This window comes from Burkholderia anthina, assembly GCF_001547525.1.
Classification (GTDB): domain Bacteria; phylum Pseudomonadota; class Gammaproteobacteria; order Burkholderiales; family Burkholderiaceae; genus Burkholderia; species Burkholderia semiarida.
Genome location: NZ_LNJP01000004.1, coordinates 503,814 through 526,720, shown reverse-complemented (window position 1 = coordinate 526,720; position 22,907 = coordinate 503,814). Strand labels below are relative to the sequence as shown.

27 protein-coding genes are annotated in these 22,907 nt (G+C 67.7%); 9 read left to right on the top strand and 18 right to left on the bottom strand.

Annotated features, from left to right (window positions below; translation table 11 throughout):
* Window positions 1-113: 113 nt before the first annotated feature.
* Window positions 114-575: an Lrp/AsnC family transcriptional regulator gene (locus tag WS64_RS31510; protein WP_060968880.1), complete on the top strand. Its 462-nt coding sequence runs from the start codon at window positions 114-116 to the stop codon at window positions 573-575.
* Between the two features lie 173 nt (window positions 576-748).
* Here WS64_RS31510 and WS64_RS31505 read toward each other — a convergent pair whose 3' ends face one another.
* The 4 genes from WS64_RS31505 to WS64_RS31490 all read right to left on the bottom strand — a co-directional run bounded on the left by WS64_RS31505 (window position 749) and on the right by WS64_RS31490 (window position 3,025).
* The gene (locus tag WS64_RS31505) at window positions 749-1,540 is read right to left on the bottom strand and encodes a DUF2182 domain-containing protein (RefSeq protein WP_060968879.1); all 792 of its coding nucleotides are present in this window, start codon (window positions 1,538-1,540) and stop codon (window positions 749-751) included.
* Window positions 1,537-2,181: a DUF1326 domain-containing protein gene (locus WS64_RS31500; RefSeq protein WP_060968878.1), complete on the bottom strand. Its 645-nt coding sequence runs from the start codon at window positions 2,179-2,181 to the stop codon at window positions 1,537-1,539. Before WS64_RS31500 ends, WS64_RS31505 begins: the two co-directional genes overlap by 4 nt.
* A gap of 167 nt (window positions 2,182-2,348) precedes the next feature.
* On the bottom strand, window positions 2,349-2,558 hold the full coding sequence (locus WS64_RS31495) for a hypothetical protein (protein WP_060968877.1): 210 nt from the start codon (window positions 2,556-2,558) through the stop codon (window positions 2,349-2,351).
* 218 nt (window positions 2,559-2,776) lie between these two features.
* Entirely contained in the window at window positions 2,777-3,025 is a 249-nt protein-coding gene (locus WS64_RS31490; protein ID WP_059585077.1) for a hypothetical protein, read from the bottom strand.
* A 102-nt stretch (window positions 3,026-3,127) separates the two neighbouring features.
* Between WS64_RS31490 and WS64_RS35735 the strand changes: the two genes are divergently transcribed.
* Both WS64_RS35735 and WS64_RS31485 read left to right on the top strand, forming a co-directional pair.
* On the top strand, window positions 3,128-3,349 hold the full coding sequence (locus WS64_RS35735) for a hypothetical protein (protein WP_143328753.1): 222 nt from the start codon (window positions 3,128-3,130) through the stop codon (window positions 3,347-3,349).
* A gap of 171 nt (window positions 3,350-3,520) precedes the next feature.
* Window positions 3,521-4,891, top strand: coding sequence for an MFS transporter (locus WS64_RS31485; protein ID WP_060968876.1), 1,371 nt, complete (start codon window positions 3,521-3,523; stop codon window positions 4,889-4,891).
* Between the two features lie 185 nt (window positions 4,892-5,076).
* On the opposite strand, the gene infA is transcribed toward WS64_RS31485, so the two are convergent.
* The 3 genes from infA to WS64_RS31470 all read right to left on the bottom strand — a co-directional run bounded on the left by infA (window position 5,077) and on the right by WS64_RS31470 (window position 6,643).
* Window positions 5,077-5,340 carry a translation initiation factor IF-1 gene (gene infA / locus WS64_RS31480; protein WP_006483034.1) on the bottom strand — a complete coding sequence of 88 codons (264 nt, stop codon included), beginning with the start codon at window positions 5,338-5,340 and terminating at the stop codon, window positions 5,077-5,079.
* A gap of 464 nt (window positions 5,341-5,804) precedes the next feature.
* Complete coding sequence (locus WS64_RS31475) at window positions 5,805-6,008, bottom strand: cold-shock protein (RefSeq protein WP_006483056.1); 204 nt, start codon at window positions 6,006-6,008, stop codon at window positions 5,805-5,807.
* A 281-nt stretch (window positions 6,009-6,289) separates the two neighbouring features.
* Complete coding sequence (locus WS64_RS31470; RefSeq protein ID WP_244166690.1) at window positions 6,290-6,643, bottom strand: type II toxin-antitoxin system VapC family toxin; 354 nt, start codon at window positions 6,641-6,643, stop codon at window positions 6,290-6,292.
* A gap of 161 nt (window positions 6,644-6,804) precedes the next feature.
* Between WS64_RS31470 and WS64_RS31465 the strand changes: the two genes are divergently transcribed.
* A complete protein-coding gene (locus tag WS64_RS31465; protein WP_059585075.1) occupies window positions 6,805-7,845 on the top strand; it encodes an acyltransferase family protein in 1,041 nt (346 codons plus the stop codon).
* Between the two features lie 318 nt (window positions 7,846-8,163).
* Here the strand turns inward: WS64_RS31465 and WS64_RS31460 are convergent, their stop codons facing one another.
* Together WS64_RS31460 and WS64_RS31455 are read right to left on the bottom strand one after the other, a co-directional pair.
* Window positions 8,164-8,580 carry a type II toxin-antitoxin system VapC family toxin gene (locus tag WS64_RS31460; RefSeq protein ID WP_179231777.1) on the bottom strand — a complete coding sequence of 139 codons (417 nt, stop codon included), beginning with the start codon at window positions 8,578-8,580 and terminating at the stop codon, window positions 8,164-8,166.
* Window positions 8,567-8,803, bottom strand: coding sequence for a FitA-like ribbon-helix-helix domain-containing protein (locus WS64_RS31455; protein ID WP_059585143.1), 237 nt, complete (start codon window positions 8,801-8,803; stop codon window positions 8,567-8,569). Before WS64_RS31455 ends, WS64_RS31460 begins: the two co-directional genes overlap by 14 nt.
* A gap of 490 nt (window positions 8,804-9,293) precedes the next feature.
* On the opposite strand from WS64_RS31455, the gene WS64_RS31450 reads away from it, so the two are divergent.
* Together WS64_RS31450 and WS64_RS31445 are read left to right on the top strand one after the other, a co-directional pair.
* Entirely contained in the window at window positions 9,294-10,571 is a 1,278-nt protein-coding gene (locus WS64_RS31450; RefSeq protein WP_060968875.1) for an acyltransferase family protein, read from the top strand.
* Window positions 10,572-10,671: 100 nt separating this feature from the next.
* Entirely contained in the window at window positions 10,672-12,060 is a 1,389-nt protein-coding gene (locus tag WS64_RS31445) for a DHA2 family efflux MFS transporter permease subunit (protein ID WP_060968966.1), read from the top strand.
* A gap of 9 nt (window positions 12,061-12,069) precedes the next feature.
* On the opposite strand, the gene WS64_RS31440 is transcribed toward WS64_RS31445, so the two are convergent.
* Window positions 12,070-12,450, bottom strand: a complete 381-nt coding sequence (locus WS64_RS31440) for a DUF4377 domain-containing protein (protein ID WP_060968874.1) — start codon at window positions 12,448-12,450, stop codon at window positions 12,070-12,072.
* A gap of 296 nt (window positions 12,451-12,746) precedes the next feature.
* On the opposite strand from WS64_RS31440, the gene WS64_RS31435 reads away from it, so the two are divergent.
* Window positions 12,747-13,943, top strand: a complete 1,197-nt coding sequence (locus WS64_RS31435) for a tyrosine-type recombinase/integrase (RefSeq protein WP_060968873.1) — start codon at window positions 12,747-12,749, stop codon at window positions 13,941-13,943.
* Between the two features lie 133 nt (window positions 13,944-14,076).
* Here WS64_RS31435 and WS64_RS31430 read toward each other — a convergent pair whose 3' ends face one another.
* From WS64_RS31430 to WS64_RS31400, 7 genes are all read right to left on the bottom strand, one after another.
* Window positions 14,077-14,295, bottom strand: a complete 219-nt coding sequence (locus tag WS64_RS31430) for a YXWGXW repeat-containing protein (protein ID WP_060968872.1) — start codon at window positions 14,293-14,295, stop codon at window positions 14,077-14,079.
* 58 nt (window positions 14,296-14,353) lie between these two features.
* Window positions 14,354-15,511, bottom strand: coding sequence for a DUF1501 domain-containing protein (locus tag WS64_RS31425; RefSeq protein ID WP_060968871.1), 1,158 nt, complete (start codon window positions 15,509-15,511; stop codon window positions 14,354-14,356).
* A gap of 2 nt (window positions 15,512-15,513) precedes the next feature.
* Window positions 15,514-16,908 (bottom strand): DUF1800 domain-containing protein, encoded by a 1,395-nt coding sequence (locus tag WS64_RS31420; protein ID WP_060968870.1) that lies wholly within the window; start codon window positions 16,906-16,908, stop codon window positions 15,514-15,516.
* Window positions 16,909-17,127: 219 nt separating this feature from the next.
* Complete coding sequence (locus WS64_RS31415) at window positions 17,128-17,631, bottom strand: periplasmic heavy metal sensor (protein WP_060310889.1); 504 nt, start codon at window positions 17,629-17,631, stop codon at window positions 17,128-17,130.
* The gene (locus WS64_RS31410; protein WP_060310888.1) at window positions 17,628-18,047 is read right to left on the bottom strand and encodes a hypothetical protein; all 420 of its coding nucleotides are present in this window, start codon (window positions 18,045-18,047) and stop codon (window positions 17,628-17,630) included. Before WS64_RS31410 ends, WS64_RS31415 begins: the two co-directional genes overlap by 4 nt.
* A complete protein-coding gene (locus WS64_RS31405; RefSeq protein WP_081059141.1) occupies window positions 18,044-18,829 on the bottom strand; it encodes an RNA polymerase sigma factor in 786 nt (261 codons plus the stop codon). The genes WS64_RS31410 and WS64_RS31405 overlap by 4 nt, the downstream gene beginning before the upstream one ends.
* Window positions 18,830-19,055: 226 nt before the next feature.
* Window positions 19,056-19,355, bottom strand: coding sequence for a YXWGXW repeat-containing protein (locus tag WS64_RS31400; protein ID WP_059639951.1), 300 nt, complete (start codon window positions 19,353-19,355; stop codon window positions 19,056-19,058).
* A 320-nt stretch (window positions 19,356-19,675) separates the two neighbouring features.
* On the opposite strand from WS64_RS31400, the gene WS64_RS31395 reads away from it, so the two are divergent.
* A complete protein-coding gene (locus WS64_RS31395; RefSeq protein WP_060968869.1) occupies window positions 19,676-21,361 on the top strand; it encodes a purple acid phosphatase family protein in 1,686 nt (561 codons plus the stop codon).
* A 72-nt stretch (window positions 21,362-21,433) separates the two neighbouring features.
* On the opposite strand, the gene WS64_RS34775 is transcribed toward WS64_RS31395, so the two are convergent.
* On the bottom strand, window positions 21,434-21,766 hold the full coding sequence (locus tag WS64_RS34775; RefSeq protein WP_155720521.1) for a hypothetical protein: 333 nt from the start codon (window positions 21,764-21,766) through the stop codon (window positions 21,434-21,436).
* 162 nt (window positions 21,767-21,928) lie between these two features.
* On the opposite strand from WS64_RS34775, the gene yddG reads away from it, so the two are divergent.
* Entirely contained in the window at window positions 21,929-22,873 is a 945-nt protein-coding gene (yddG, locus tag WS64_RS31390; protein ID WP_060968868.1) for an aromatic amino acid DMT transporter YddG, read from the top strand.
* Window positions 22,874-22,907 lie beyond the last annotated feature (34 nt).

The window sequence follows — 22,907 nt, the reverse complement described above, 5'->3', positions numbered from 1 at the left end:
CTGCTCCTTGCGACATTCGGTGGATCGAACAGGCATCGTAGGGAAAGTCCCGCCCTCGCTGAATGGGATTTTTAAGGAAAAATGGCGGCTCTACCTTAAAAACGCCCGCCGCGATGGACGATCTGGACTGGAAGATACTGGCGCTGTTGCAGGACAACGGGCGTATCAGCTATACGGAGCTCGCGCGCCGGGTTCACCTGTCGGTGCCGGCGGTGACGGAGCGCGTGAAGCGTCTTGAAGCAGCCGGCGTGGTCGAAGGCTACACGGCCCGGATCAATCCGTCCGCGGCCGGCTATCCGGTGAGCGCGCTGATCGGCATTACGGTGCCGCAACCGGCAAAAGCGAAGTTCCTCAAGCTGCTGGAGACGATTCCCGAAGTCGTCGAATGCCATCACGTGACGGGCGCGGATTCGTATGTGATGCGGTTCGTCGCCGTCAGCATGGCCCATCTCGAACAGTTGATCGAACGCATCAACCTGTACGGCGAAACGCGCACGTCGATCGTGATGTCGACGCCGCTGCCGGCGCGCGGGCTGGCACGGCCCGCGGCAAGGGCCGATATCGTCAGGAAGTGAACGAGCGCGGGCCGCCCCGCCGCCCGCGGCGGCTCCGGGACCGTTGACCACGGTCGCCGGTGTGGCACCGACGACACGGGCGACCATGCCGGAAATCGGCGCCGCGCTGGCCCTCGGTTACGTAGCACGTGCAGAGAAAAACCGACGGCGTCGCTCCGTGCACGCGCCGCACCTCACACGATCAACGTCACACCGGCCCACGCGATCAGCACGACACCCAGCACACGGCCGATACGATCGCCGCCGGGCAGGACCTTTTCCACGAACACGAACAGCGACAACGCGACGATCCACACGACGTTCATCACGCCGCCGACGAACAGCAGCGCCATCAGCAGCCAGCAGCAGCCCACGCAAACCGCACCATGCCGCGCGCCCAGCAGGAAACTGCCGGCAGCGCCCGGGCGCCAGTGCGCGACCAGGAACGCAGCCGGCGCGCGGCATTGCCGCAGACACGCGCGTTTCAGCGGGGAGAATTGATAGAGCCCGGCCAGCGCCAGCACGATGGCGGAAAGGCGCGCGCTCTTCGACCACAGCATCATCGCGGAGATCAGGCCAGCCGGCTGCAGCACCGCCTGCAGCAGCGCCGCGCCGATCGAGAACGCCAGCCACGTCGTCAGATAGCCGGCCAGCAGCGCCACGGACGTGAACGCCGATCCCGCCGCCCCGTCGCCGTGCTGCCGCAGCACGCGCCGGTACAGCATCACGAGCGGCGCGGCGCCGGGCGTCATCATCGCGATCATCATCACCCACCACATCGCGATCACGGTCGGCAGCGACGGATCCATGCTGCCCATGCCGTCCGCCAGCCGATGCGGAAACAGCGCGACGGCCGTCATCTCCCGCGCCGACATGCCGGTTCCCGCACCCGTCCACAGATAGAACCAGCACAGGCCGACGAGCGCGGCCATGCCGAGCAGCGTGACGGCTCGCTCGCGCGCGAGCCAGGTATCGACCGGCGTCATGCCGCGGCGCGATGCCGGACCAGCCCGTGGTTGTTCAGATGCAGCCGCGCGAATTGCGCATAGGTTCCGTCGAGATTCAGTGCGATGTTGCCCTGCGAGCGCCCCGTGCCCGAACCGATCTCGGCCAGCTCGTATTCGAAGCCGTGCGGCAGGTCGATCCGCACGCGGTGCTCGTCACCGGTCACCGGATTGCGGATGGGTTCGCCCGCGGCATCGAACACACCGTCCACGTGGATCCGGCCGCGCCGCGCATCGACATCGACGTCGAAATCGATCTTCGTGAAGATCGGCTCGAACGCGTGCTCGAGCGTCGACGCATACACGGAAAACATCGTCGCGAACGGATCGGTATCCTGACCGGTCATGATCCTCAACACGGCGTCGCGCTGCGCCGGACTGGTGCGCTCGTCGACGATCGGCTGGCACTTGCCGTGGCCTTCGTGAACGGCGCCCGGCCACTGGAACACCACCGCGATCCTGACGCCGTCGAGCACCACGTCGCCGTAATGTCCGCTGTCGATCGAAATTGCCCCCATCGCTTCGCAGTTGCCGTTGGTCGGCAGCGCATTGAACTGGCAAGGGCAACCGTATGAGCAATTGCAACTGATCATTTCGGTGCCCTGAATCTCCCACGGCGTCATGGCTCCACCTCGCGCTCTGAAACAAACGAACGCTTCGAATCTAGTGCACGCAATGGGGGAAAGCAACGCGGTCATGGCGGCGTGAAAACCCTGCGTTCCGGCCTCACGTAAGACGTTTCAAGAGGCACTCGCCGGGCTGTGCCGAGAGCCGTCGCGTCACCCCGTTCTCACACGAACAGCGACGCGGCGATCGCACACCACACCGCGCCCGCGCCGCACGGAAACATGCGTCGCGCGACGAACATTCGCGACTCGTCGTCGGGCGTCTTCATCGGCGATGTCGCGAGAAACGGCACGCGGGCGAGGCACGCGAAACCCGCGAGTGCGGGCACGATCACGACGAAGCCGCCGAATCGCCAGGGCAGCGCTTCGTGCAATCACGTCCCGTCGCGCAGTGCGCGATGCGACGCCCGTCGCCGAAGATCGCCACGATGTCGCCCGCCGGCCGCGGAATCAGGCGTTCGTTTCGGGCCCGAATGCGTCGAGCGCGCCGGCTTCGCTCGCGAGCCCATGCGCGTTGTCACGAATTGACAGATTCGATCCGGTCGAGCGAGATGTCGTGCCTGCTCGATCGAGCAGCACGTGCATGACGTCGCTAACCGGGCTTCTTCGCGCCCTGCGCAACGGAAATCCACCCGACCACCGCCGCGGCGACCCAGCAACAGGTGATCATCAGGTCCAGATCCATCCAGCCCTCGAAATTCGTGCTGTTTTCGAAACTGCAGCGCTGATGGCCCCTGACCCACATGCAGCCGCTGATCAACTGCTGGATGTGCATGTAGACGCTGTACACGGCAACGGCGGAAGCGATGACGGCGACCCGCAGGCTTATGCTCTTTTTCATTGACGCTGAAGGCGTGGGATGATCTCGCGACGATCTTAAGCCAATGGCGATGCGTGACGCAATCGATCGGTATCGGCGCCGGTGGTGTACGCGGTGTCATGCATGCAATCGGCCGCGTACGGCGAAATCGTCGCAACGGAGTCGTCGCGCGCGATCGAGCCGGTCACGCTCGGGAACATCGACGCATTCGCTGAAGCACGATTGCGCGTCCGACGGCAATCGCGCATCGTTGTTCATCAAAACCGATGGGCTCGGCGATTATCTTGCCGAAGTACGCGGACGACCATGCCGATGAAGCGCTCGCCGCGGTATGCGACCGGATGAGGATCGACGCAGGCCGTTGACGCACTCGCGACCCGAACGCGGAGTGGCGACCTGAGCGCATGCGCAGGTGCGGGCATGGCGCTTGCACCGCCTGATGCCCTCGCCTGCTGACATGACGCTGGCAGCAGGCGGCGCTCAAAGTTGCACGAGCGCCTGCCGAGGAACGCCGCCATGACCGATACCGCAGCACTCGCCGACCACGCCCTCAAACGCCGCGGCGTGACGCTGATCGCGCTATGCATCGCCGTGCTCGTCGCCCAGGTCGATACGGCCGTCGTCAATCTCGCGACGCGCGCGATCGGCGCCTATTTCCATGCCGGTGTCGGCGCATTGCAGTGGGTCGTCGACAGCTACAACCTCACTTACGCGGTGCTGCTGCTGACGGGTGGCCTGCTCGCCGACCTGTACGGGCGCCGCCGCATCTTCATGGCCGGCACGACGATCTTCACGATCGCGTCGCTGCTGTGCGCGTTGGCGCCGTCGGTGTCGGTGCTGATCGCCGCACGCGCGCTGGCCGGCGTCGGCGCCGCGTTGTTGCTGCCGGCATCGCTTGCGATCGTGCGCGTCGTGTGGCGCGACCCGGTCGAACGCGGACGCGCGCTCGGCATCTGGGCCGCATGCAATGGCGTCGCGATGGCGATCGGCCCGACGCTCGGTGGCGTGTTGATCCGGCACTTCGGCTGGCGCAGCATCTTTTTCGTCGTCGTGCCGCTGAGCATCGCCGCGATGCTGCTCGCGATCCCGGCCGTGCCCGAGTCGTCCGATCCGCACGGCCGGCATTTCGACGGCGCCGCGCAAGTCGCGGGCGCCCTCGCGCTCGGCGCGCTCGCGTATGCGGCGATCGTGTTCCGCGAAGCGCCGGCCGCATGCGCGATCGCCGGCTGCATCGCGATTGCGTCGTTCGTCGCGTTCGTGGCGATCGAGCGCCGCCACGGCGGAGCCGCCCTGGTACCGCTCGATATTTTCCGGATCGGCGCGTTTCGCGGCGCGATCGCCGCGACCACCGGCATGACGTTCGGAATGTACGGTGTGCTGTTTCTGCTGCCGCTGACGTGGCAGAGCGTCGGCCGCCTCGATTCGATCGGCGCGGGCCTTGCGCTGTTGCCGATGGCGCTCGTGTTCGTCGTCGTATCGCCGTGGTCGGGGCCGCTTTCCGAGCGCATCGGCACGCGCGCGACGACGGCCGGCGGTGTCGCGGTGATCGCAAGCGGACTCACCGCGATCGGCGCGTCGGCGGACGCGTCGAGCCTGTTCGGCGCAGAAATCGGCCTCGCGCTGACGGGGCTGGGGATGGGAATCGCGACGGGCCCGTTGATGACCGTTGCGGTCGGCGCCGTCGACGCGGCGCGCTCGGGCACCGCCAGCGCGCTCGTCAACGTCGCGCGGATGACTGGCGCGACGCTCGGGATCGCGGTGCTCGGCACGGCGTTCGCCGCCATGCACGGCGGCGCGACCGGCCTGCGGGTGGCGATGTTCGCCGGCGCGGCGGTTCAATTGACGGGCGCGGCGGTGGCGACAGTTGCCGTACAGCGGTCGGCATGACGCGTGACATGTGCGCTCGGCACACGCGGCGGCGGTAAAGGCGGGGGAAACAGAAGAAGCCGCGGCGCGACAGCGCCGCCGACTACCGACGAACGGCACACGATGTGCCGTTCAGCCGGTTCGTCCGGCCACGAGGCCGGACGGGGAACGATCGCTGCGCGCTGCCGCGCGCCGATCGTGGCCGCTTAGCGGCGCGGCTGGCCGCTTCGCGGCGGACGCGGGGAATTCGCGTCCTTGTGCCGGAAGTTGATGCGGCCCTTGGTAAGGTCGTACACCGACAGTTCCAGCGTCACGCGATCGCCCGCGAGAATGCGGATGTGGTTCTTGCGCATGCGGCCCGACGCGTACGCGCCGACCACGACACCGTTTTCCAGCGTGACACGGTATTTGCTGTCCGGCAGCACTTCGTCGACGATTCCGTCCAGTTCCAGCAGTTCTTCTTTTGCCAAACCAATTCCTCCAGACAAGGTGATTGACCGCGGCCGCGGCGACTGCCCGGCGCCGACTCCCGCAAACGGGACGGCGGCCGGCAAGCGGCCGGGATCGGTTCGTTCAGACGGGCCTCGGGCCAGTCTTGCGATCGGTGCCCGGCGCGTTGCGACGTTCGGGCGGTCGGTGGCTGCGGCGCCAGCGGCGCCGCGCAAGTCGGGACCGCGCCAGCTACGGCATGGCGGCGGTCTGCTCGGGTTGATGCGTTCAAGCGGTGATGCGCTCGCGAAACGGCATGCATTTCACGAGGGCGTTGCGTCGCATGCGGTCAGGCATGCGGTGAGGGAGGCGTCACGACCGATGCATCGTGAATGTCGCGATGCATCGGTCGTGCGCATCGGAACGCACAGGCTGCCGTCGAGCGGCGCCCGCGCGATACGCTATCCGGCAGCGGCCACCGATGGGCGGCCGATGCCGATGCGGCTTACTGCGGCGTGATGTTCGACGCTTGCAGACCCTTCGGGCCACGCTTCACTTCGAAGCTGACCTTCTGGCCTTCGGCCAGGGTCTTGAAGCCCGTGCCGCGAATTTCCGAGAAATGGGCGAACAGATCGTCGCCGCCGTTGTCCGGGGAAATGAAACCAAAGCCCTTGGTTTCGTTGAACCACTTGACGGTACCGGTATCCACAAATACTTCCTTAATACAAATGACGAATGATGAAGATGCGCCCGTGACGGGCACAGAAAGAATCAAAGAGGGAGAGACCAACGACTGCCGCACGGTGTGCGGCCAATGATGAGCAATCGAACTTCTTGACGACTTCGGTCTCGGACACTACGCGGTCGCGGCCGTTTCGTCAAGTTCTTTTGGTGCAGCGCACAAGCGCGGACCCTCGGGCGCTGCGCAGGATGCCGGCCGGCCAAGGGCGCTACATCGTCTGTTGGGACGGGAGGACCGCCCCTGCGACGCTAGTCGAATGGATTCAGCCGCCGGACGCCGGTGCGAGCGAAATCGTCGACGTTGCGCGTGACGACCGTCAGATCGTTGATCAGCGCGGTGGCCGCGATCAGCTTGTCGAGCTCATGCGTCGGATCCGGTACGCGCAAATGCCCCCACATCTGGCTGGTCTCGACATCGACCGGCAGGATGTTCGGCGCATAGCCGGACAGGATCATCGCCGCCCAGGCCTCGAGCGCCGACGCCTGACTGTGATCGCCGCGATGACGGATCAGGTCGACACCGCGCCGCAGTTCGGCCACCGTCACGACCGACAGGTAAAGCGGGCTCGCGTCGGCTTCGGCCTGCCTGAAGAACGCCCGCACGCCCCGGTTGGTTCGCTTGCCCTTCCTGTGATGTCGTCTTGGCTCAAAAATTCCAGTCGGACACTGCGCCTTGCAGTCAGTAAAATCAAGCATTTGTCATATGCTTCTGAACGGCATGCCTGCTGGTTACCATACGTGCCGGAAAGACCGGAAACCTTACCATGAGCTCCAATAACCAAAACGCCTTCACCTTCCTGCGTCTGTTGGCCGCATATGCAGTGATCGTCACCCACAGCTACGTCGTGCTCGGACTGCCGCATGACTGGCTTGAGGCGCATGGCTTCCCGCAGTTCAGTGAGTTCGGTGTGAGCGCGTTCTTCGCGATCAGCGGGTACCTTGTGTGTAAGTCGCTGCAACGGAACCCGAATTCGATCGTCTATCTGCGCAACCGCGCGCTGCGCATCTTCCCGGGCCTGGCGGTTTTGCTACTGCTGACGATCTTCGTCGCCGGCCCGATCATGACGCATACGTGGTTGCCCGAGTGGCTCGAATACATGACAAACCTGTCGATGTACCAGCTCGTCCCGACGCTCCCCCACTTCTTCGCGACGAACCCGGTTCCCGTCATCAACGGGTCACTCTGGACGTTGTCGCTCGAGGTAACGTGCTATCTGATGCTGCTTGGCGTATCGTGGGCCGGAGCATTGAACTGGAAGGGGCTATTGCTGATGCTGATCGGCTGTTACGTGGCGCTGATGGGTGATTTGCTCTGGCAAGGGAACAATCTGATCGGCGTGAACACCTTCCAGCTTTCTCGCCTTGGCGTGTTCTTCTGGGGAGGAGCGTTTCTCGCGACCGTAACCTTGCCGCGTAGCTGGATCCTGTGGACAGCTTCGGTCTTGCTGGCCCTGCTGCCCTTCTATCTGTTCGCGTCCCATTCAGACTGGAAGATCAGGGCGTACGCCTTCAACCTGCTGCTGCCGTTCGTTGTCATTTTCGCGGCGGAACGCCTGCCCAGGCTGGCCTTCCTGAACCGCTTCGACATTTCGTACGGCGTTTATATCTACGCGTTCCTCGTGCAACAGATTCTGGTATGGCACTTCGGAACCGGCATCGGCCCGACCAAGCTATCTCTTTTCACCGTCGCGATCGTCACCCCACTCGCCGCTGCTTCGTGGTTCCTCGTAGAGAAGCCAGCGCTCGCGCTGAAAAGCAGATTCGCCGGCTTTCGGAGGAAAGACGTGCAAACGTCTTCTGCATAGCAGTGCCACGCATTGACACGCGACACCTCGACGACATAACCCGCGCACGGACGTCGATCATGCCGGCCGCCTCCTGATTCATATCCGTTGTTCGTGAAGGATTCTGGCCGGGCCGATGCGGCGTTAGATCGTCTGTCGGGGACGAGGAAAGCGAGCGCTAAAAGACGAGGATTGCTGCGCGAAAGGCACGCCGGAGGCGTTTCGATGCTCGGAGCGTGACATGTAGCTGCCGTGTTGGCCCTGCCACGGGAGCCGGCGTCGGGCGGGCCGACCGCCGCCCGTCCCGGCTTCTCGGGATGGTGGACCGCCCCTGCTACGCTAGTCGAATGGATTCAGCAGCCGGACGCCGGTGCGAGCGAAATCGTCGACGTTGCGCGTGACGACCGTCAGATCGTTGATCAGCGCGGTGGCCGCGATCAGCTTGTCGAGCTCATGCGTCGGATCCGGCACGCGCAAATGCCCCCACATCTGACTGGTCTCGACATCGACCGGCAGGATGTTCGGCGCATAGCCGGACAGGATCATCGCCACCCAGGCCTCGAGCGCCGACGCCTGACTGTGATCGCCGCGATGACGGATCAGGTCGACACCGCGCCGCAACTCGGCCACCGTCACGACCGAGAGGTAAAGCGGGCTCGCGTCGGCTTCGGCCTGCCTGAAGAACGCCCGCACGCCCCGGTTGGTTCGCTTGCCCTTCCTGATTTCGCTGATGACGTTCGTATCAATCAAAAACACGCCCGACCTCGCCTGAATCCTGAACACGTTGGAAATCCGCGTCTTCGCCAACCTCCGGCATGCTCATCAGCACCTGCGCGAACGTCCGCCGCTTCGGCCGGCCGAGCGCTTCGGCCAGAATGGCTCGATGTTCGGCCTCGGCGCTCCTGCCGTTGGCCGCTGCCTGCTCACGCAGGCTTTGAACGATAGTGTCATCCACGTTACGCACCAGAAGATTTGCCATGAGTACCTCCATCCAGATTTGCTATCAATGATAGCGTCACGAGGGTAAATTGCAAGCATTGCTATCACCCTTGTAACCGGATGGACACGGGAGTCGACGCGAACCGGCGGCAACGGACGGCGAGCATCCGCCCCCTTTCGCCGCTGGCCCGACGCATCGACCTGCTGTCGCCCAAGGTAAGCCGGAGCGGGACGATGTGGAAGCCGGCCGAACGGCCAGTGTGGCGCCCATCGATCGCGACGCACGTCGGCCGGCGAGGAACGCGATTTGCGGCGCAGCCCCCGTCGGCGACATGCGCGACGACCGCGGCCGTCGCGCCGATTCGCGCTGAAACATCGTGTTGCATAACCGGCCGCGGGCATCGCTATCGTTTGATACCATCAGACCACAAGACCGGCGATCGAACGCCGTGCGAAGCGCGCAGAAGACCTTGCATCGACGCGGACCCTCCGTGCCTGAAATCCCGATCCAAGACACGAGACGCTCTTCAGTGGACCTTGTTACGCCAACGCTGGAAACCCTCTTCTCCCCGACACCCGACAAACTCTACTTCCCGGCCTGCCTTGCAGCCGTGGCAATCATCGCGTGGCTCGTCGCCCGACACGTACCGTTCTACCGATCGGCCGTCGACAAGTCGCTGTCGATGCGCTATCGCAATCTCGACGGTTTCCGCGGCATCCTGGCCACCTCCGTGGTCTTTCATCACTTCGCGTGCAACCAGGCGTTGCTGTCGACCGGCGTCTGGGGTGCCGGCACCGAATTCCTGCGCAATCTCGGGACGATCCCCGTCGCGATGTTCTTCATGGTCACCGGGCTGCTGTTCTGGGAACGTGCATGCCGAGGCACGCTCGACGTGCGGACTTTCTTCGTCGGACGCGTGCGGCGCCTCGCGCCGCTCTATCTGTTTTACGCGGCCGTCATCGTCGCATGCACGCTTTACTGGTTTCCCCGCAACGCCGTCGGCGCACCGACGCAGTTGCTGGCCGACCTGCTCAAGACCGTTTCGCTCGGCTGGTTCGGCGCGTTCCCGATCAACGGAGCGGAGCGCACGCCCTATCTGAGCGGCGTCTGGTGGACCCTCGCCTACGAATGGCGGTTCTACGTCGCCGTTCCGTTTCTCGCGTGGTTCGTCGCCACCCGTGCGTGGCGCAAGCTGCTCGCGCTCGCGATCGTCACGGCCTGCGCCGCGCTGTACGGGCCGCCGGGCGGCATGGCGCTGCTGTTCGCGTTCGGCGCCGTGGCCTACGAGGTGTCGCGACATCCCGCGATCCGCGCGCGGCTCGCCACGAAACCGGCGGCAACCGTCGCGCTACTGATCCTCGCGACGTCTCCGTCCCCGGCCGAACGCTATTCGATCGAAGGCGCGCTGCCGCTGCTTCCGGTGTTTCTCTGCATCGCCAGCGGAAACACGTTCTACGGCGTGCTCAAGACCCGGCCGCTCGCGCTGCTCGGCACCACCAGTTTCAGCATCTACATGATCCACATGGTGATCGTGTACATGATCATCCATGCGTTCAACAAGTTCGTTTTCCCGATCAATTCGGCCGGCGACTCGGGCATCTGGGCGCTCGCATTCGCATGCGCGCTGATTGCCGTCCTGTGTGCGCTGCTGACTTACCGCTACGTCGAGCATCCGTTCATCGCCACGCGCAACGACGCACGCCCGGCGCGCCGCGCGCCCGAGCGAACGCGCGTCCGCCGCGTCGAGCACCGTTCGTCCGACGAGGAACATGTCGTCGATGCAGTCGGCGAAACCGCTTCCCGATGACGAGCGGAATCGGTACCATCGGGCGATCGACGTCCGGCCGCCGCCGTCCGACCATGCAGCGGCGCCGCTCACGCCGGACTTCCGTACCACCGATTTCGCCATGTCCCGGGAACCCACACATTCCGCGCTGCTCTGGATCGTCGCTGCTGCCTTCTTCATGCAGTCGCTCGATACGACGATCGTCAACACGGCGCTGCCTTCGATCGCCCAAAGCCTGCATGCGTCGCCGCTCGCGATGCAGCCCGTCGTGGTCGTCTACACGCTGACGATGGCGATGCTCACACCGGCATCCGGCTGGCTCGCCGACCGGTTCGGCACGCGCCGCGTGTTCTCGGTCGCGATCCTCGTGTTCGTGCTCGCGTCGATCGGCTGCGCGGCGTCGCACACGCTCGGCCAGCTCGTCGTCGCGCGCGCCGTGCAGGGCATCGGCGGCTCGATGCTGCTGCCGATCGGGCGGCTCGCCGTGCTGCGCCGCGTGCCGGGCGAACAGTACGTCGCGGCCATCGCGTTCGTGTCGATCGCCGGGCAGCTCGGCCCGATCGTCGGGCCGACGCTCGGCGGCTGGCTCACACAGGCGATTTCGTGGCACTGGGTGTTCATCGTCAACGTGCCGGTCGGTGTGGTCGGCTTCATCGCCGTGCAGCGCTATCTGCCGCACGACCAGGCGACGCAGCCGCCGCCGTTCGACTTCGTCGGCTGTGCGTTGCTGTCGGCCGCGATGATCGCGCTGTCGCTGGCGATCGACCCGCCGATGTCCGCGCATCGCGCCGCGTGGGCGGCCGCGCTCGCCGGGCTCGGGCTGGCGAGCGCGCTCGCGTACCTGCCTCACGCGCGACGACGCACGCAGCCGCTGTTCCGCCTCGGGCTGTTCCGCGAGCCGAACTTCGGGTCGGGGCTGCTCGGCAACCTGCTGTGCCGGATCGGCACGAGCTCGGTGCCGTTCATGCTGCCGCTGCTGATGCAGGTGCAGCTTGGCTATACGCCGCTGCGATCGGGGCTGATGATGCTGCCGGCCGCGATCGCGGGCGTCATCGCGAAGCGGTGGATCGCGCCGCTCGTGAAGCGCTTCGGCTATGCGGCGTTTCTGGTCGTGAATACGGGGATCGTCGGCTGCGCGATCGCAGGGTTCGCGCTGGTGTCGGCGCGGCCCGCGCCGATGCTGGAAGGTGCGCTGCTGATCGTGTTCGGCGCCGCGAATTCGATGCAGTTCGCGGCGATGAACGGCGTGACGCTCAAGGGGCTGTCGCATGCCGACGCCGGCAGCGGCAACAGCCTGTTCACGATGATGCAGATGCTCGCGATGGGTTTGGGCGTGTCGATCGGGGGCGGGCTCGTCAACCTGTTCGCCACTTATCGGGGCTCGACGGCGCACGGGTTCATGCTGTCGTTTGCCTGCATGGGTGCGGTGACGCTGCTGTCGTCCGTCGTGTTCCGGCGGATCGATACGGCCGCGCCGGCGGCCGGTACCGCGGCGCGCCGTTCCGCGTGATCGCGGCCGTCAGTTCACCTGGCGGCGCTCGACGACGCGCTTGAGCACCCAGCGGATCGACGAAGCGTCGGCCGGCGGCCGCGCGACGCGGTATTCGTCCACTTCGAGCGTGTACAGGTAGCCGGGCTGGTACGCAAACCCCTCGATTCCCGCGTACCACAGGCTCCATGGTTCGCCCGGGCTGCCGCGCACCTGCAGACACTCCATCGGCGCGACGCCCGTGCAGCGCGCGGACTGCGGCGCGACATAGACGATTTTGGTCACCGGCTTGCCGTCGGCCGCGCGAGCGGCATTCGACGCGGTAGCCGCCGCGTCGGTCTGGCATCCGGCGACGAGCATGCTGCCGGCAATGGCGGCCGCGCCAAGCTGCGTTCGGGTCTTGTGAATCATCTGGCATGCCTCTGGGAGCGTTGGAGGGCCAATTAGACGAGCCACCCGGCGAGAAGGTTCACCAACACCTTGCAGAACGCGTTCGGCCATTCCGGTTTGTCGGATGTCGCGTGCGAGCCGATACGTTACCGTGTGCCGGCTCCGCGGCGTGCATCGTCACCGGCCACGCGATCGCCATCGACGGCCGCTTCACCGGGTAGTGATCGTGTACCATCGACGCTTCCCGATACGCTTTGGCGCGCTGCCTTCGTTCGCCCGGCCACGCCCGCGCGGCTCGCGCGGCGCGTTTCCTTCGCATGACGTCATCCGCTTCGTCCGACACCGCGCTGCGCCCGCTGCCGATCGATACGCTCGCCGTGCCGGCCGCACTCGACGGACGCACGGGCACCAACCGCTCGGGCAGCGCGCATCCGCAGATCGCCGCGACCAACGACCTCGACGCCGTGCGCGCGTGGCTCGCCCGCTTCGTCGATACGCCGACCACCTTCCAGAACTACCGCAAGGAAGCCGAGCGCCTGCTGTTGTGGGCCGTGATCGCGTGCGGCAAGCCGCTGTCGTCGCTCACGCACGAGGATCTCGTCGTCTACCGGCAATTCCTGCTCGCGCCTGCGCCGGCCGACCTGTGGTGCGCGAACGGCGGCCGCAAGCATCCGCGCGACGATCCGCGCTGGCGGCCGTTTTACGGGCCGCTGTCGGCGGCCAGCCAGCGACAGGCGCTGGTGATCCTGAACGTGATGTTCTCGTGGCTCGTGCAGGCCGGCTATCTGGCCGGCAACCCGCTCGCGTTGTCGCGACAGCGGCAGCGCCGGCCCGCGCCGCGGGTCACGCGTCATCTCGGGCAGCCGCTGTGGCAATCAGTGAAGGACGCGATCGCCGCGATGCCGCGCGACGATGCCCGCGCATGCGTCCATGCGGATCGCGCACGGTGGCTCTTCACGCTGCTGTATCTCGGCGGGCTGCGCATCACCGAAGCAGCCGATACGACGATGGGGCAGTTCTTCTGCCGGCGCGATGCGAGCGGGCACGAGCGCTGGTGGCTCGACGTGACGGGCAAAGGCGGCCGGCAGCGGCTCGTGCCGGCCACCGACGAGATGATGGCCGAGCTGGCGCGCTACCGGCGCACGCACGGCCTGCCCTCGCTGCCGTTCGACGGTGAGCCGACGCCGCTCGTGCTCCCGGTCGGCCAGACGCGCAAGCCGCTCACGCGCGCGGCGCTGCACCGGATCGTGAAGCAGGTGTTCCGGCACGCGGCCGACCGGCTGCGCGCGAACGGCGAAGCCGGCGAACAGGCGGCGCGCGTGCTCGAACAGGCGTCCGCGCACTGGCTGCGCCACAGTGCAGGCTCGCACATGGCCGACGGCCGCGTCGACCTGCGGCTCGTGCGCGACAACCTCGGGCATGTGTCGCTCGCGACGACGAGCCAGTATCTTCACGCGGACGACGACTGGCGGCATCGCGAGACGGAAGAGAAGCACCGGATCGGGTGGGACTGAACACCTGGCCGGCGCACCGCGACTCGGTGAACGAGGTCGAGCCCGCCCCAAACGCGTCGTGGCTGCACTTCGCACGATTGCTTGCCGCACGCATGTCGAGCTCGCCGCGCGACGCGTCGACACGCGTGCTGTGTCAGTACACGGCGACCCAGTGCCCCGGCACCCACGCCCAGTGATTGCCGGCCCACCGGTAATGCCCCTTCGCCCAGCGATAGCCGGGCGCGGGCGGCGGCGGCGCCACCTCGACGACGGGCGCGGGCTGGGGTGGCCGCACGGGCTCGACCACGCAGGCGGACATCAGCGCGGCACTTGCGCTCACCAGCATGGCCAGCGGAACGGATCGGATCTTCATTGTCGATTTCTCCCTGTTGTGTAATGAGTTGATCGGGCCGCGCACGGCATGCACCGCGTCACGCGACCCCGCGAATCAGGCCGCTCATCGGCCGTATCGCGCCGCTTTCCGCGAACAACGCGGACGCGGCGCGGCGCGGGTCGAGCCCAAGACTGTCGGCGGCCGCGCCCGCGATCAGCGCGTCGAGCGACGCGGTCGGTTTCAGGTCGCGCCCTTCGTACAGGTCGCCGGGCCGCAACCCCGGCCAGTCGGCGATCACACGCCCGCCTGCGACCGCGCCGCCCGCGAGCATCGCGACCGACGCCTGCCCATGATCGGTGCCGCCCGTGCCGTTCGCCGCGGCCGTGCGGCCGAACTCGGTCGCGACCAGCACCGTGGTCTGCTGCCATGCCGGCCCGAGGCCGTCGCGCAGTGCGGCGAGCATCGTATCGAGCGCCTTCAACTGATTCGCGAGCCGCGCGTTCTGCGCGCTGTGCGTATCCCAACCGCCCGTCTCGATCATCGCGATCCGCGGCCCGTCGTCGCGCGCGAGAAACGTCGCGGCGAGCTTGCCGACGCCGGCCGGGTCCTGCCGCGCATGCGCGTCGCCTGCGAGGCCGCGTGCTTCCATCGCCGATTGCCACAACGGGCCGAGCTGCGCGTCGGCTTCGTAGAGTGCCGACACGCGCGTCAGCAGATCGTCCGGCGCGGCCGGCAAGCCGGACGGCGCATACGACGCGGCCTGCACCGTGCCGCGCAGCGCGAGCGGCACGGTCGGCGCGAACGCGATTGCGCTGTCGCGCGTCGCCGGCAGCAGCGCGGCGAGCCGGTTCAGCCAGCCGTCCTTCACCTGGTACGGCGCACGGCCGCCCGTTTCGAGCACGTTCTGACCGTCGAAATGCGAGCGGTCGCGATACGGCGACGCGATCGCATGGACGAACAGCGCGTGGCCGTCGCGGTACAACTGCGCGGTCTGCGCGAGCGACGGATGCAGCGCGAACGTGCCGTCGAGCCGCGTTGCCGCCGCCGTGTCGATCGCAAGCGGGCCGCGCAGCGACGCATACGCGGGCTCCGCATACGGGACGACGATGTTCAGGCCGTCGGCCGCGCCGCGCTGGATCACGAACACGAAGCGCCGGTCGGTTTCGACATTCGCGAATACGATCCGCGGCGCGACGAGGATCGCGCCCGCGCCGGCGGCGGCAACGCTGAGGAATTGTCGGCGGGACAGTGCCATGGTCATCTCCGTTGGAAATCGGGCGACACGAGCAGCAGCGCGAGCGACGTCGTCGCGCTTTCGGCGCGCGCGAGCGCGGTCGCGGTCGGCGCGCTCATCGAACCGGCGAGCAGCGTGTCGCCGAGCGTGCGCGGGTCGAGCCGGTCGCCCGTACGCGCGGCGAGACGCTGCGCGATCTCGACGCGGCGCACGAGCGCGTCGGGCGCGGCCCAGCTCGCGGCGACGTCGTCGTAGCCGGCCGGCGAGCCCGGCCGCCACACCGGCTGGCCGAGCTGCGCGAGCAGCGGCGCGGCCTCGAGATCACCCGTGTCGCGCCACCCGAGCCCGCGCAGCGACGATACGGCCCACTCCCACGGCGTCTTGAACTTGCGGTTGACCGGCGCCCACGCATCGGGCGCATCGACGAGCGCGCGATAGACGGTCGGCAGATCGCCGCCGCTCGCGGCGAATGCGCGCGCGAGCCGGTCGGTCAGCGCGGGCGGCGGGTTGTCGGCGACGAAATGACGAGCAAGCTGGAACGCGATGTGCCGGCCCGTCGCCTCCGATCGCGCGAGGTCGTGCAGGATCGCGCGCGCCTGCGCTTCGCCCGGTTGATCGTAGGTGCGGCCCATCACCGTGCGCGTGCCCGGTTCGTGCAGATTCGGGCGAAACACGAATGCGCCGGGCGCCGCATCGCCCGGCTGCGGCCCGCGCCCGCCGGCGATGCTCCAGCCGGTCAACGCACGGGCGAATTCCGTCACGTCGGCTTGCGTGTAACCGGTACGCACGCCGAGCGTGTGCAGTTCCATGATTTCGCGCGCGAGGTTCTCGTTGAGCCCGCGCTTCGCCGACGGATTGCGTGCCTGCGCACGCAGCGCGGCGGGGCTGTCGGGGCCGACCGAGCGCGCCTGATCGAGGAACACCTGCATCGCGGGATGCTGCTCGACGGCGACGAGCATGTCCTCGAACCGGCCGAGCACGTGCGGACGGATCGCGTCGCGTTCGAACGCGCCCGCATACGCGGCCACCTGCCCCTTGTCGACCGATACCGCGAAATGGTTCGCCCAGAAATGCACGAGACGTTCGACGAACGGCGCGGACGTGGTCAGCGCGCTGTTCATGCGCGCGGCGACGGCACTGCGATACGCGTCGTAGCCGTCGCGGCGGATCGATTGCGCGGTCGCGCGCTTCGCGGCCGCGTCGTCGCCCGTCATCGCGTTGCGGATGTTCGCGAAGCGCGTGGCAAGCGTGACCGCGTCCGGCTCGCCGGCCCATGCGGCGGGCCGCGCGTCGTAGCGGTCGAATTGCGCGACGAGTGCCGCCTTCGGCTCGGCGGGCGGTGCTTCGTCGGCCCGTGCGCCGAGACCGAAACGGTTCAGCGCGATCGCGGCCGGCGTGGCGTCGTTCGGATGGTCCATGACGGGCTCTCATGCGGTGCGTACTCACGTTCAACGCAAGCGCACCGGGAAATCCGTCGCGGGGCGGGAAAATATTTTTCGTGATCGGGAAACGGCGGGCGGAAATCTCGCCGCACGGCGGCGCACATCGTCGACGGACAACGCCCGGGCGATGCGCCGGAACCGGCACACGCATGACGCGCAAGCAATACGCGGAGTCGCGTGCCGCCCGCGCGCGGCTTACTCGCTCGCCGATGCGTCCGGCTTCTTCCGCAGCTTCGGCGGCAGACGCCAGTTGCCGCTGTGCTGCAACCCGTCGACGAACTTCACGCGCTCGTCGGGCGTCAGCGTTGCCGCGAAATCGACGACGCTGCGCTCGACCTGCGCACGCATCGCGGTGTCGGCCGCGCGCGTGCGCTCGAGCGCCGCATCGATCGCCGCGCGATCGAGTTGCGGCGCGGCGAGCAGGTCCAGCACGGTAATCCGGCCGTCGCGCCCTTCGCGCGCGAAATCGCGGCCGCTCTTGCGCGCCGCCTTCAGCGCGGCGGCGAACTCGCGCTGCCGCGCATCGGGCAATTCGTCCGCCGCGAAACGCAACGCCGTGCGCTGCGCGGGCGTGCCGCCCGCATGCAGGTCGCGATGCGTCGAGAACCATTGATATGCGCCGCCGCCGATCGCGCCGAGCATGAACACGTTCAGCACGACCGAGCCGACGAGGGTGAGTTTCCAGCCGCGTTCGGTCATTCGTCGCTCCCGTCCACGCTAGGGCTGCCGAACGTCGTCGTCAGATAGCCCGGCTCGTGCGGCGCCGGCGGCGCGCTGCCGAGCATCAGCATCGACACGGCCACCGCGCCCGCGAGCGCACCGGCGAGGCCGACGCCCGCGAACGCCGCGCCCGACCACCATACGGCGCCGCGCCGGCGTGCGCGCCGCGGCGCGGGCGCCGTCGCGACGATGCGCTCGACGAGCGACGGCGCGGGCGGCTCGACCGTATCGCACGCGAGCCACGCATCGAGGTCGGCCGCATCGTCGAGCGCCAGCAGCGCGTCGCGCGGGTTCGCGTGCGCCCACGCCTCGGCGGCCGCGCGCTCGGCGGCCGGCCAGCGCCGCGCGTCCGAACCGTACGCGGCGACGATGGTGCGAAATCGTTCGGGTGTCATCGCTTGTCCTCGCTAGGTGGGTCGCCGGCCAGTTGCGCGCGCAGATTGCGCCGCGCACGGGCGAGCAGGCTTTCCAGCGCATCGACGGTGATGCCCATCAGGTTGGCCGCTTCCACGTTCGACATTTCCTGATAGTACTGGAGCACCAGCGCTTCCCGCTGCCTCGGCGGCAATGCAGCCAGGGCCTGGCGCACGCGCGCGTCGCGCGAACGCAGTTCCGCATGCGCGGCCGGCTCCGGTTGCGTGTCGGGCACGTCGGGCAGCGTATCGACGGGCTCCTCGCGCCGGCCGCGCAACCGGTCGTAGCACAGGTTCAGCACGACGCGATGCAACCACGTGTCGAAGCGGGCTTCGCCTTCGCGCCAGCGCGGCGCCTGATTCCAGATTCGCAAGAACGTCTCCTGCGCGACGTCCTCGGCTTCGTTCCGGTCGCCGAGCATGCGCGTCGCCAATGCGAGCAGCCGCGGTAGCTTGCGCGCGACGAGCACGCGCACCGCCGATGAATCGCGCGCGCCGACGCGCGCGACGAGTTCCGCGTCCGGATCGCGGTCGCCGCGATCGCTCAACGCCGCCGGCTCCGTCGACCGGCGCGCGAGCGCTGCACTGTCACGGCAGAGGGAACCGCCGCCCGGCTGAAGCTCATCGTGGTGCTCTCCTTGCATGCGTCGGGCCGGCGCCGGACGGCGCCATGCCGACCGTTCGTCAACGCCGCGCGCGTCGCGCCCGGCATGGCACACGGTGTCGGCCATATCCGTTTCATCGACGTCCGGTTCGCGCCGCATGTCGATCCCATCAGCCGGCCGCGCGAGCGTCGGCCGGCGCGCTCAATATACGACGACCGGCGCGGGCCGGTAATACACCGGACGGGCCGGCACCACGACGCAGCCGGCCAGCACGATGGCGGCCGCCGCCAGTATCACGATGGTTCGAAAAGGCATCGCTTCGACTCATGATGTTGCGTGAAAAATCCGCTGCGCCGCCATTGCGTGCCGCGCCGCTGCCTGCGCGTCAGGCCCAGTGCCCCGGCACCCAGCGCCAGGCCGGGCCGCGCGCGGCCCAGTGTCCGGGCACCCAGTGGTAACCGACCCGCACGACCTGCCAGTGGCCCGGAATCCATACGTAGCGGCCTTGCCGCCAGTGCCAGTGGCCCTGATCCCATACGTAACCCGCACGGGGCGCCGGCATCACTTCGACGCGCGGCGGTGGCGGCGCGTAAGGCGCGACGATGACGGCCTGCGCGAATGCCGCCGACGCCGCAAGCGCGGCCACGCATCCGGCAGCCAATCGCAACGGAACGGAAAGTTTCATGAAAGACTCCGAAATAACGGGCATCGACCAGAAGCGGTCGTTCATGCGTTAAACGGAGCAGGCAGGAGAAATCCGTCGCGGTGTCGTCAAATAAATTTCGGGTGCGCCCCGGCACCGATGGTGACTGGAGGCGCGCAACGCGCGGTTGTCCGCACCGGCCACCACGCATGCCGGGTCGCGGTACTGTCACACCGCGGCAAAACTGCCCTTCGACAATGCATGCGACCGGGATCCCGCTCGTTTCCGGCCCAGGCCCCGGCCGTGCTCGCGCATGGCCGCACGGTTCCCCACCTCGCGCCCCATCAACAAAAACACCGACCATGTCGAACCAGGACACTCTCCCTGACCAGCCGAACGAGCCGGCCGCGTCCGTGTCGCGTCGCGGCTTCCTGAAACTCGCCGGCGTGTCCGGCCTCGCCACCGCCGCCGGCGGGCTCGCGGCTGCCCGCGCCGCGGCGTCGAACCCGGACGGCACGCCCGAACAGGTTCACCTGACGTGGGGCAACGACCCGACGTCCGAAGTCGTGATCTCGTGGGCGTCGCTCGCGCCGGCCGTGAACCCGCGCGCGCGCATCGTCGCCGACGGCGAGCCGGCTCGCACCGTGCACGGCGTCCAGCGCCTGTACACCGACGGCCTGAACGGCGAAACGGTGTTCACGTACCACGCGCGCGTGCACGGGCTGAAGCCGGATACGCGCTACCGCTACGAGATCACGGCCGACAACGACAGCCATGCCGCACAGCCGTTCTCCGCGAATTTCTCGACCGCGCCGCGCGGCCGCGCACCGTTTCGTTTCACGAGCTACGGCGATCTCGCGACGCCGAACGGCGCGTGGGTGCTGTCGTCGCCGCAGAGCCGCTTCGCGGTGCAGGCCGTCGAGCAGTTCCAGCCGCTCTTTCACCTGCTGAACGGTGACCTCTGCTACGCGAACCTGAACCCCGCGCACCAGCCCGACGTGTGGCGCGATTTCGGCAACAACAACCAGACGTCGGCCGCGAATCGCCCGTGGATGCCGTGCCCCGGCAATCACGAGATCGAATTCAACAACGGTCCGCAGGGGCTCGACTCGTACCTCGCCCGCTACACGCTGCCGGAGAACGGCACGCACTTTCCGGGCCGCTGGTACAGCTTCCGCGTGAGCTCGGTGCTGTTCGTGTCGCTCGACGCCGACGACGTCGTGTACCAGGATGCCGCCGCGTTCGTCGGCGGCCCGGCGCCGCTCGTGCCGGCCGCGAGCACCGGCCGCCCGCCGATCGAGCCCGGTACGTCGTTCTATGTGCGCGGCTACAGCAACGGCGAGCAGACGCGCTGGCTCGAACGCACGCTGCGGCACGCCGCGCATGACGACGACATCGACTGGATCGTCGTGCAGATGCACCAGGACGCGCTCAGTTCGTCGAAGACGGGCAACGGGTCCGACAAGGGCATTCGCGAAGCGTGGCTGCCGCTGTTCGACCGCTACGGCGTCGATCTCGTACTGTGCGGCCACGATCACGACTACGAGCGCAGCTATCCGGTGCGCGGCTGCAATCACCGCGCGGGCGTCGACGCGAAGACCGGCGAAGTGGTCGAAACGCTGCAGCCGCGCCCGGTCGGCTCGAACGATCCCGACCGCACGACGTTCGACACGAGCCACGGCACGATCCACCTGATCCTCGGCGGCGGCGGCACCAGCGCGCCGCTCGACGTGTACGGCGAAAACCCGTCGACCGGCTTCGCGCAGGCAAAGGTGTTCACGAAGCCGAACCGGCCGGTGCCGGGCACCGCGCCGAACACGTTCGTGCGCCAGCCGGCCGATGCGCTCGAGGATGCGATCTGGTCCGCGCGCCGCGATACGGGCACCGGCTACGGCATCGCGGTGTTCGACCACGATCCGGGCAAGCCGGGCGGCCACACGACGATCACGATGCGCTACTACCACGCGCCGGGCGCCGATCAGCAGCCGACCGCGCAATACGAACTGTTCGAGACGATCGAGCTGAGCAAGAAGCGGCGCGAGCGGTGATCGACGCGTCGGGCGCCCGCTGCGGCGGGCGTCCGACGCGTCGCCGTCGAGAACGGAATACCCCGGCGCGGGTTAGACTGCCCGCCTCGCATACAGACCCATGCAGATGAGTTTCGAATACCGCATTCGCACGCCGCCTTCGGCCGCCGCATTCGATGCCATCGCCATGTGCCGCGACAAGCGCATGGCGACGTCGACGTCGATCCACACGAACGGCGGCTTGAAGTTCGCGATGCGGCCGGCGGCTGGCCGCTGATCGATCTGTCGATCGACGAAGCCGGTTTCCTCCTTGTCACCACGCTCGGCCCGATGCGGAACGCGATGCTCGACTCGATCGACCCGTGTTGTCGGAAATCGGCGCGCCGTGGCGCATCGACGACGCGTGATCGGTTCGCGCGACTGCATCGGTCATACAGGTGCGGCTGCAACGCCGCAACGGCCGCGCCCCCGTAAAATGCGCGTTTCCGGCGGAACCCCTCGCTTGGTACCGCTGCTCGCGACACCAGCACGCGCGAGCCGACCCGAATCATCCGAAATCGAATGGGCATGTTGAAACACGCAGCAAGCATGAAACGCAAGAACCAGGCAACGCTCATCGGGCTCGGCGCGGTGCTGTTGTGGGCCTCGGTGGTCGCGCTCGTTCGCGGGGTCAGCGAAAGCCTCGGCGCGACCGGCGGCGCGGCGATGATCTATACGGTGGCGTCCGTGCTGCTGCTGTTCTCGATCGGCTTCCCGGACCTGAGCCGATTTCCGAAAAACTATCTGCTCTGGGGCGGGCTGCTGTTCGTGTCGTACGAGGTATGCCTGTCGCTGTCGATCGGCTATGCGCGCAACGGTCAGCAAGCGATCGAAGTCGCGATGGTCAACTATCTGTGGCCGAGCCTCACGCTGGTCGCCGCCATCGTATTCAACAAGCAGCGCGCGAATCTGCTGGTCGTGCCCGGCGTCCTGCTGTCGATGCTCGGCATCTGCCGGGTGCTCGGCGGCGACCAGGGGCTCGATCCGGCCGGCATGCTGCGCAACGTCGCGGACAATCCGCTGAGTTACGGGCTGGCATTCTTCGGCGCGCTGATCTGGGCCGGTTATTGCACGGTGACCGCGCGCCTCGCCGACGGCAGGAACGGCGTCACGCCGTTCTTCATGCTGGTCGCCGCGGTGCTCTGGATCAAGTTCGCGATCGAAGGCGGCGGCGCCATGACGTTCAGCTGGCACGCGGTCGCGTATCTCGTGCTGGCGGCGTCGGCGCTCGGCTTGGGCTATGCGGCCTGGAACACCGGCATCATGCACGGCAACGTGACGGTCATCGTCGGCGCATCGTACTTCACGCCGGTGCTCGCCGCCGCCCTCGCCGCGATGCTGCTCGATGCGCCGCTGTCCGCCGAATTCTGGCAAGGCGCGTCGATGGTGTGCGGCGGGTCGATCCTGTGCTGGCTCGCGACACGCGGCCGGCGTCGTGACAAGGCCGAGCCCGTGCGGACGAGCAAGCAGGCCGAGGGCAATTGCCACGGGTGACGATGGCCTGGCATTGACGGCAGGCCGGATCGCG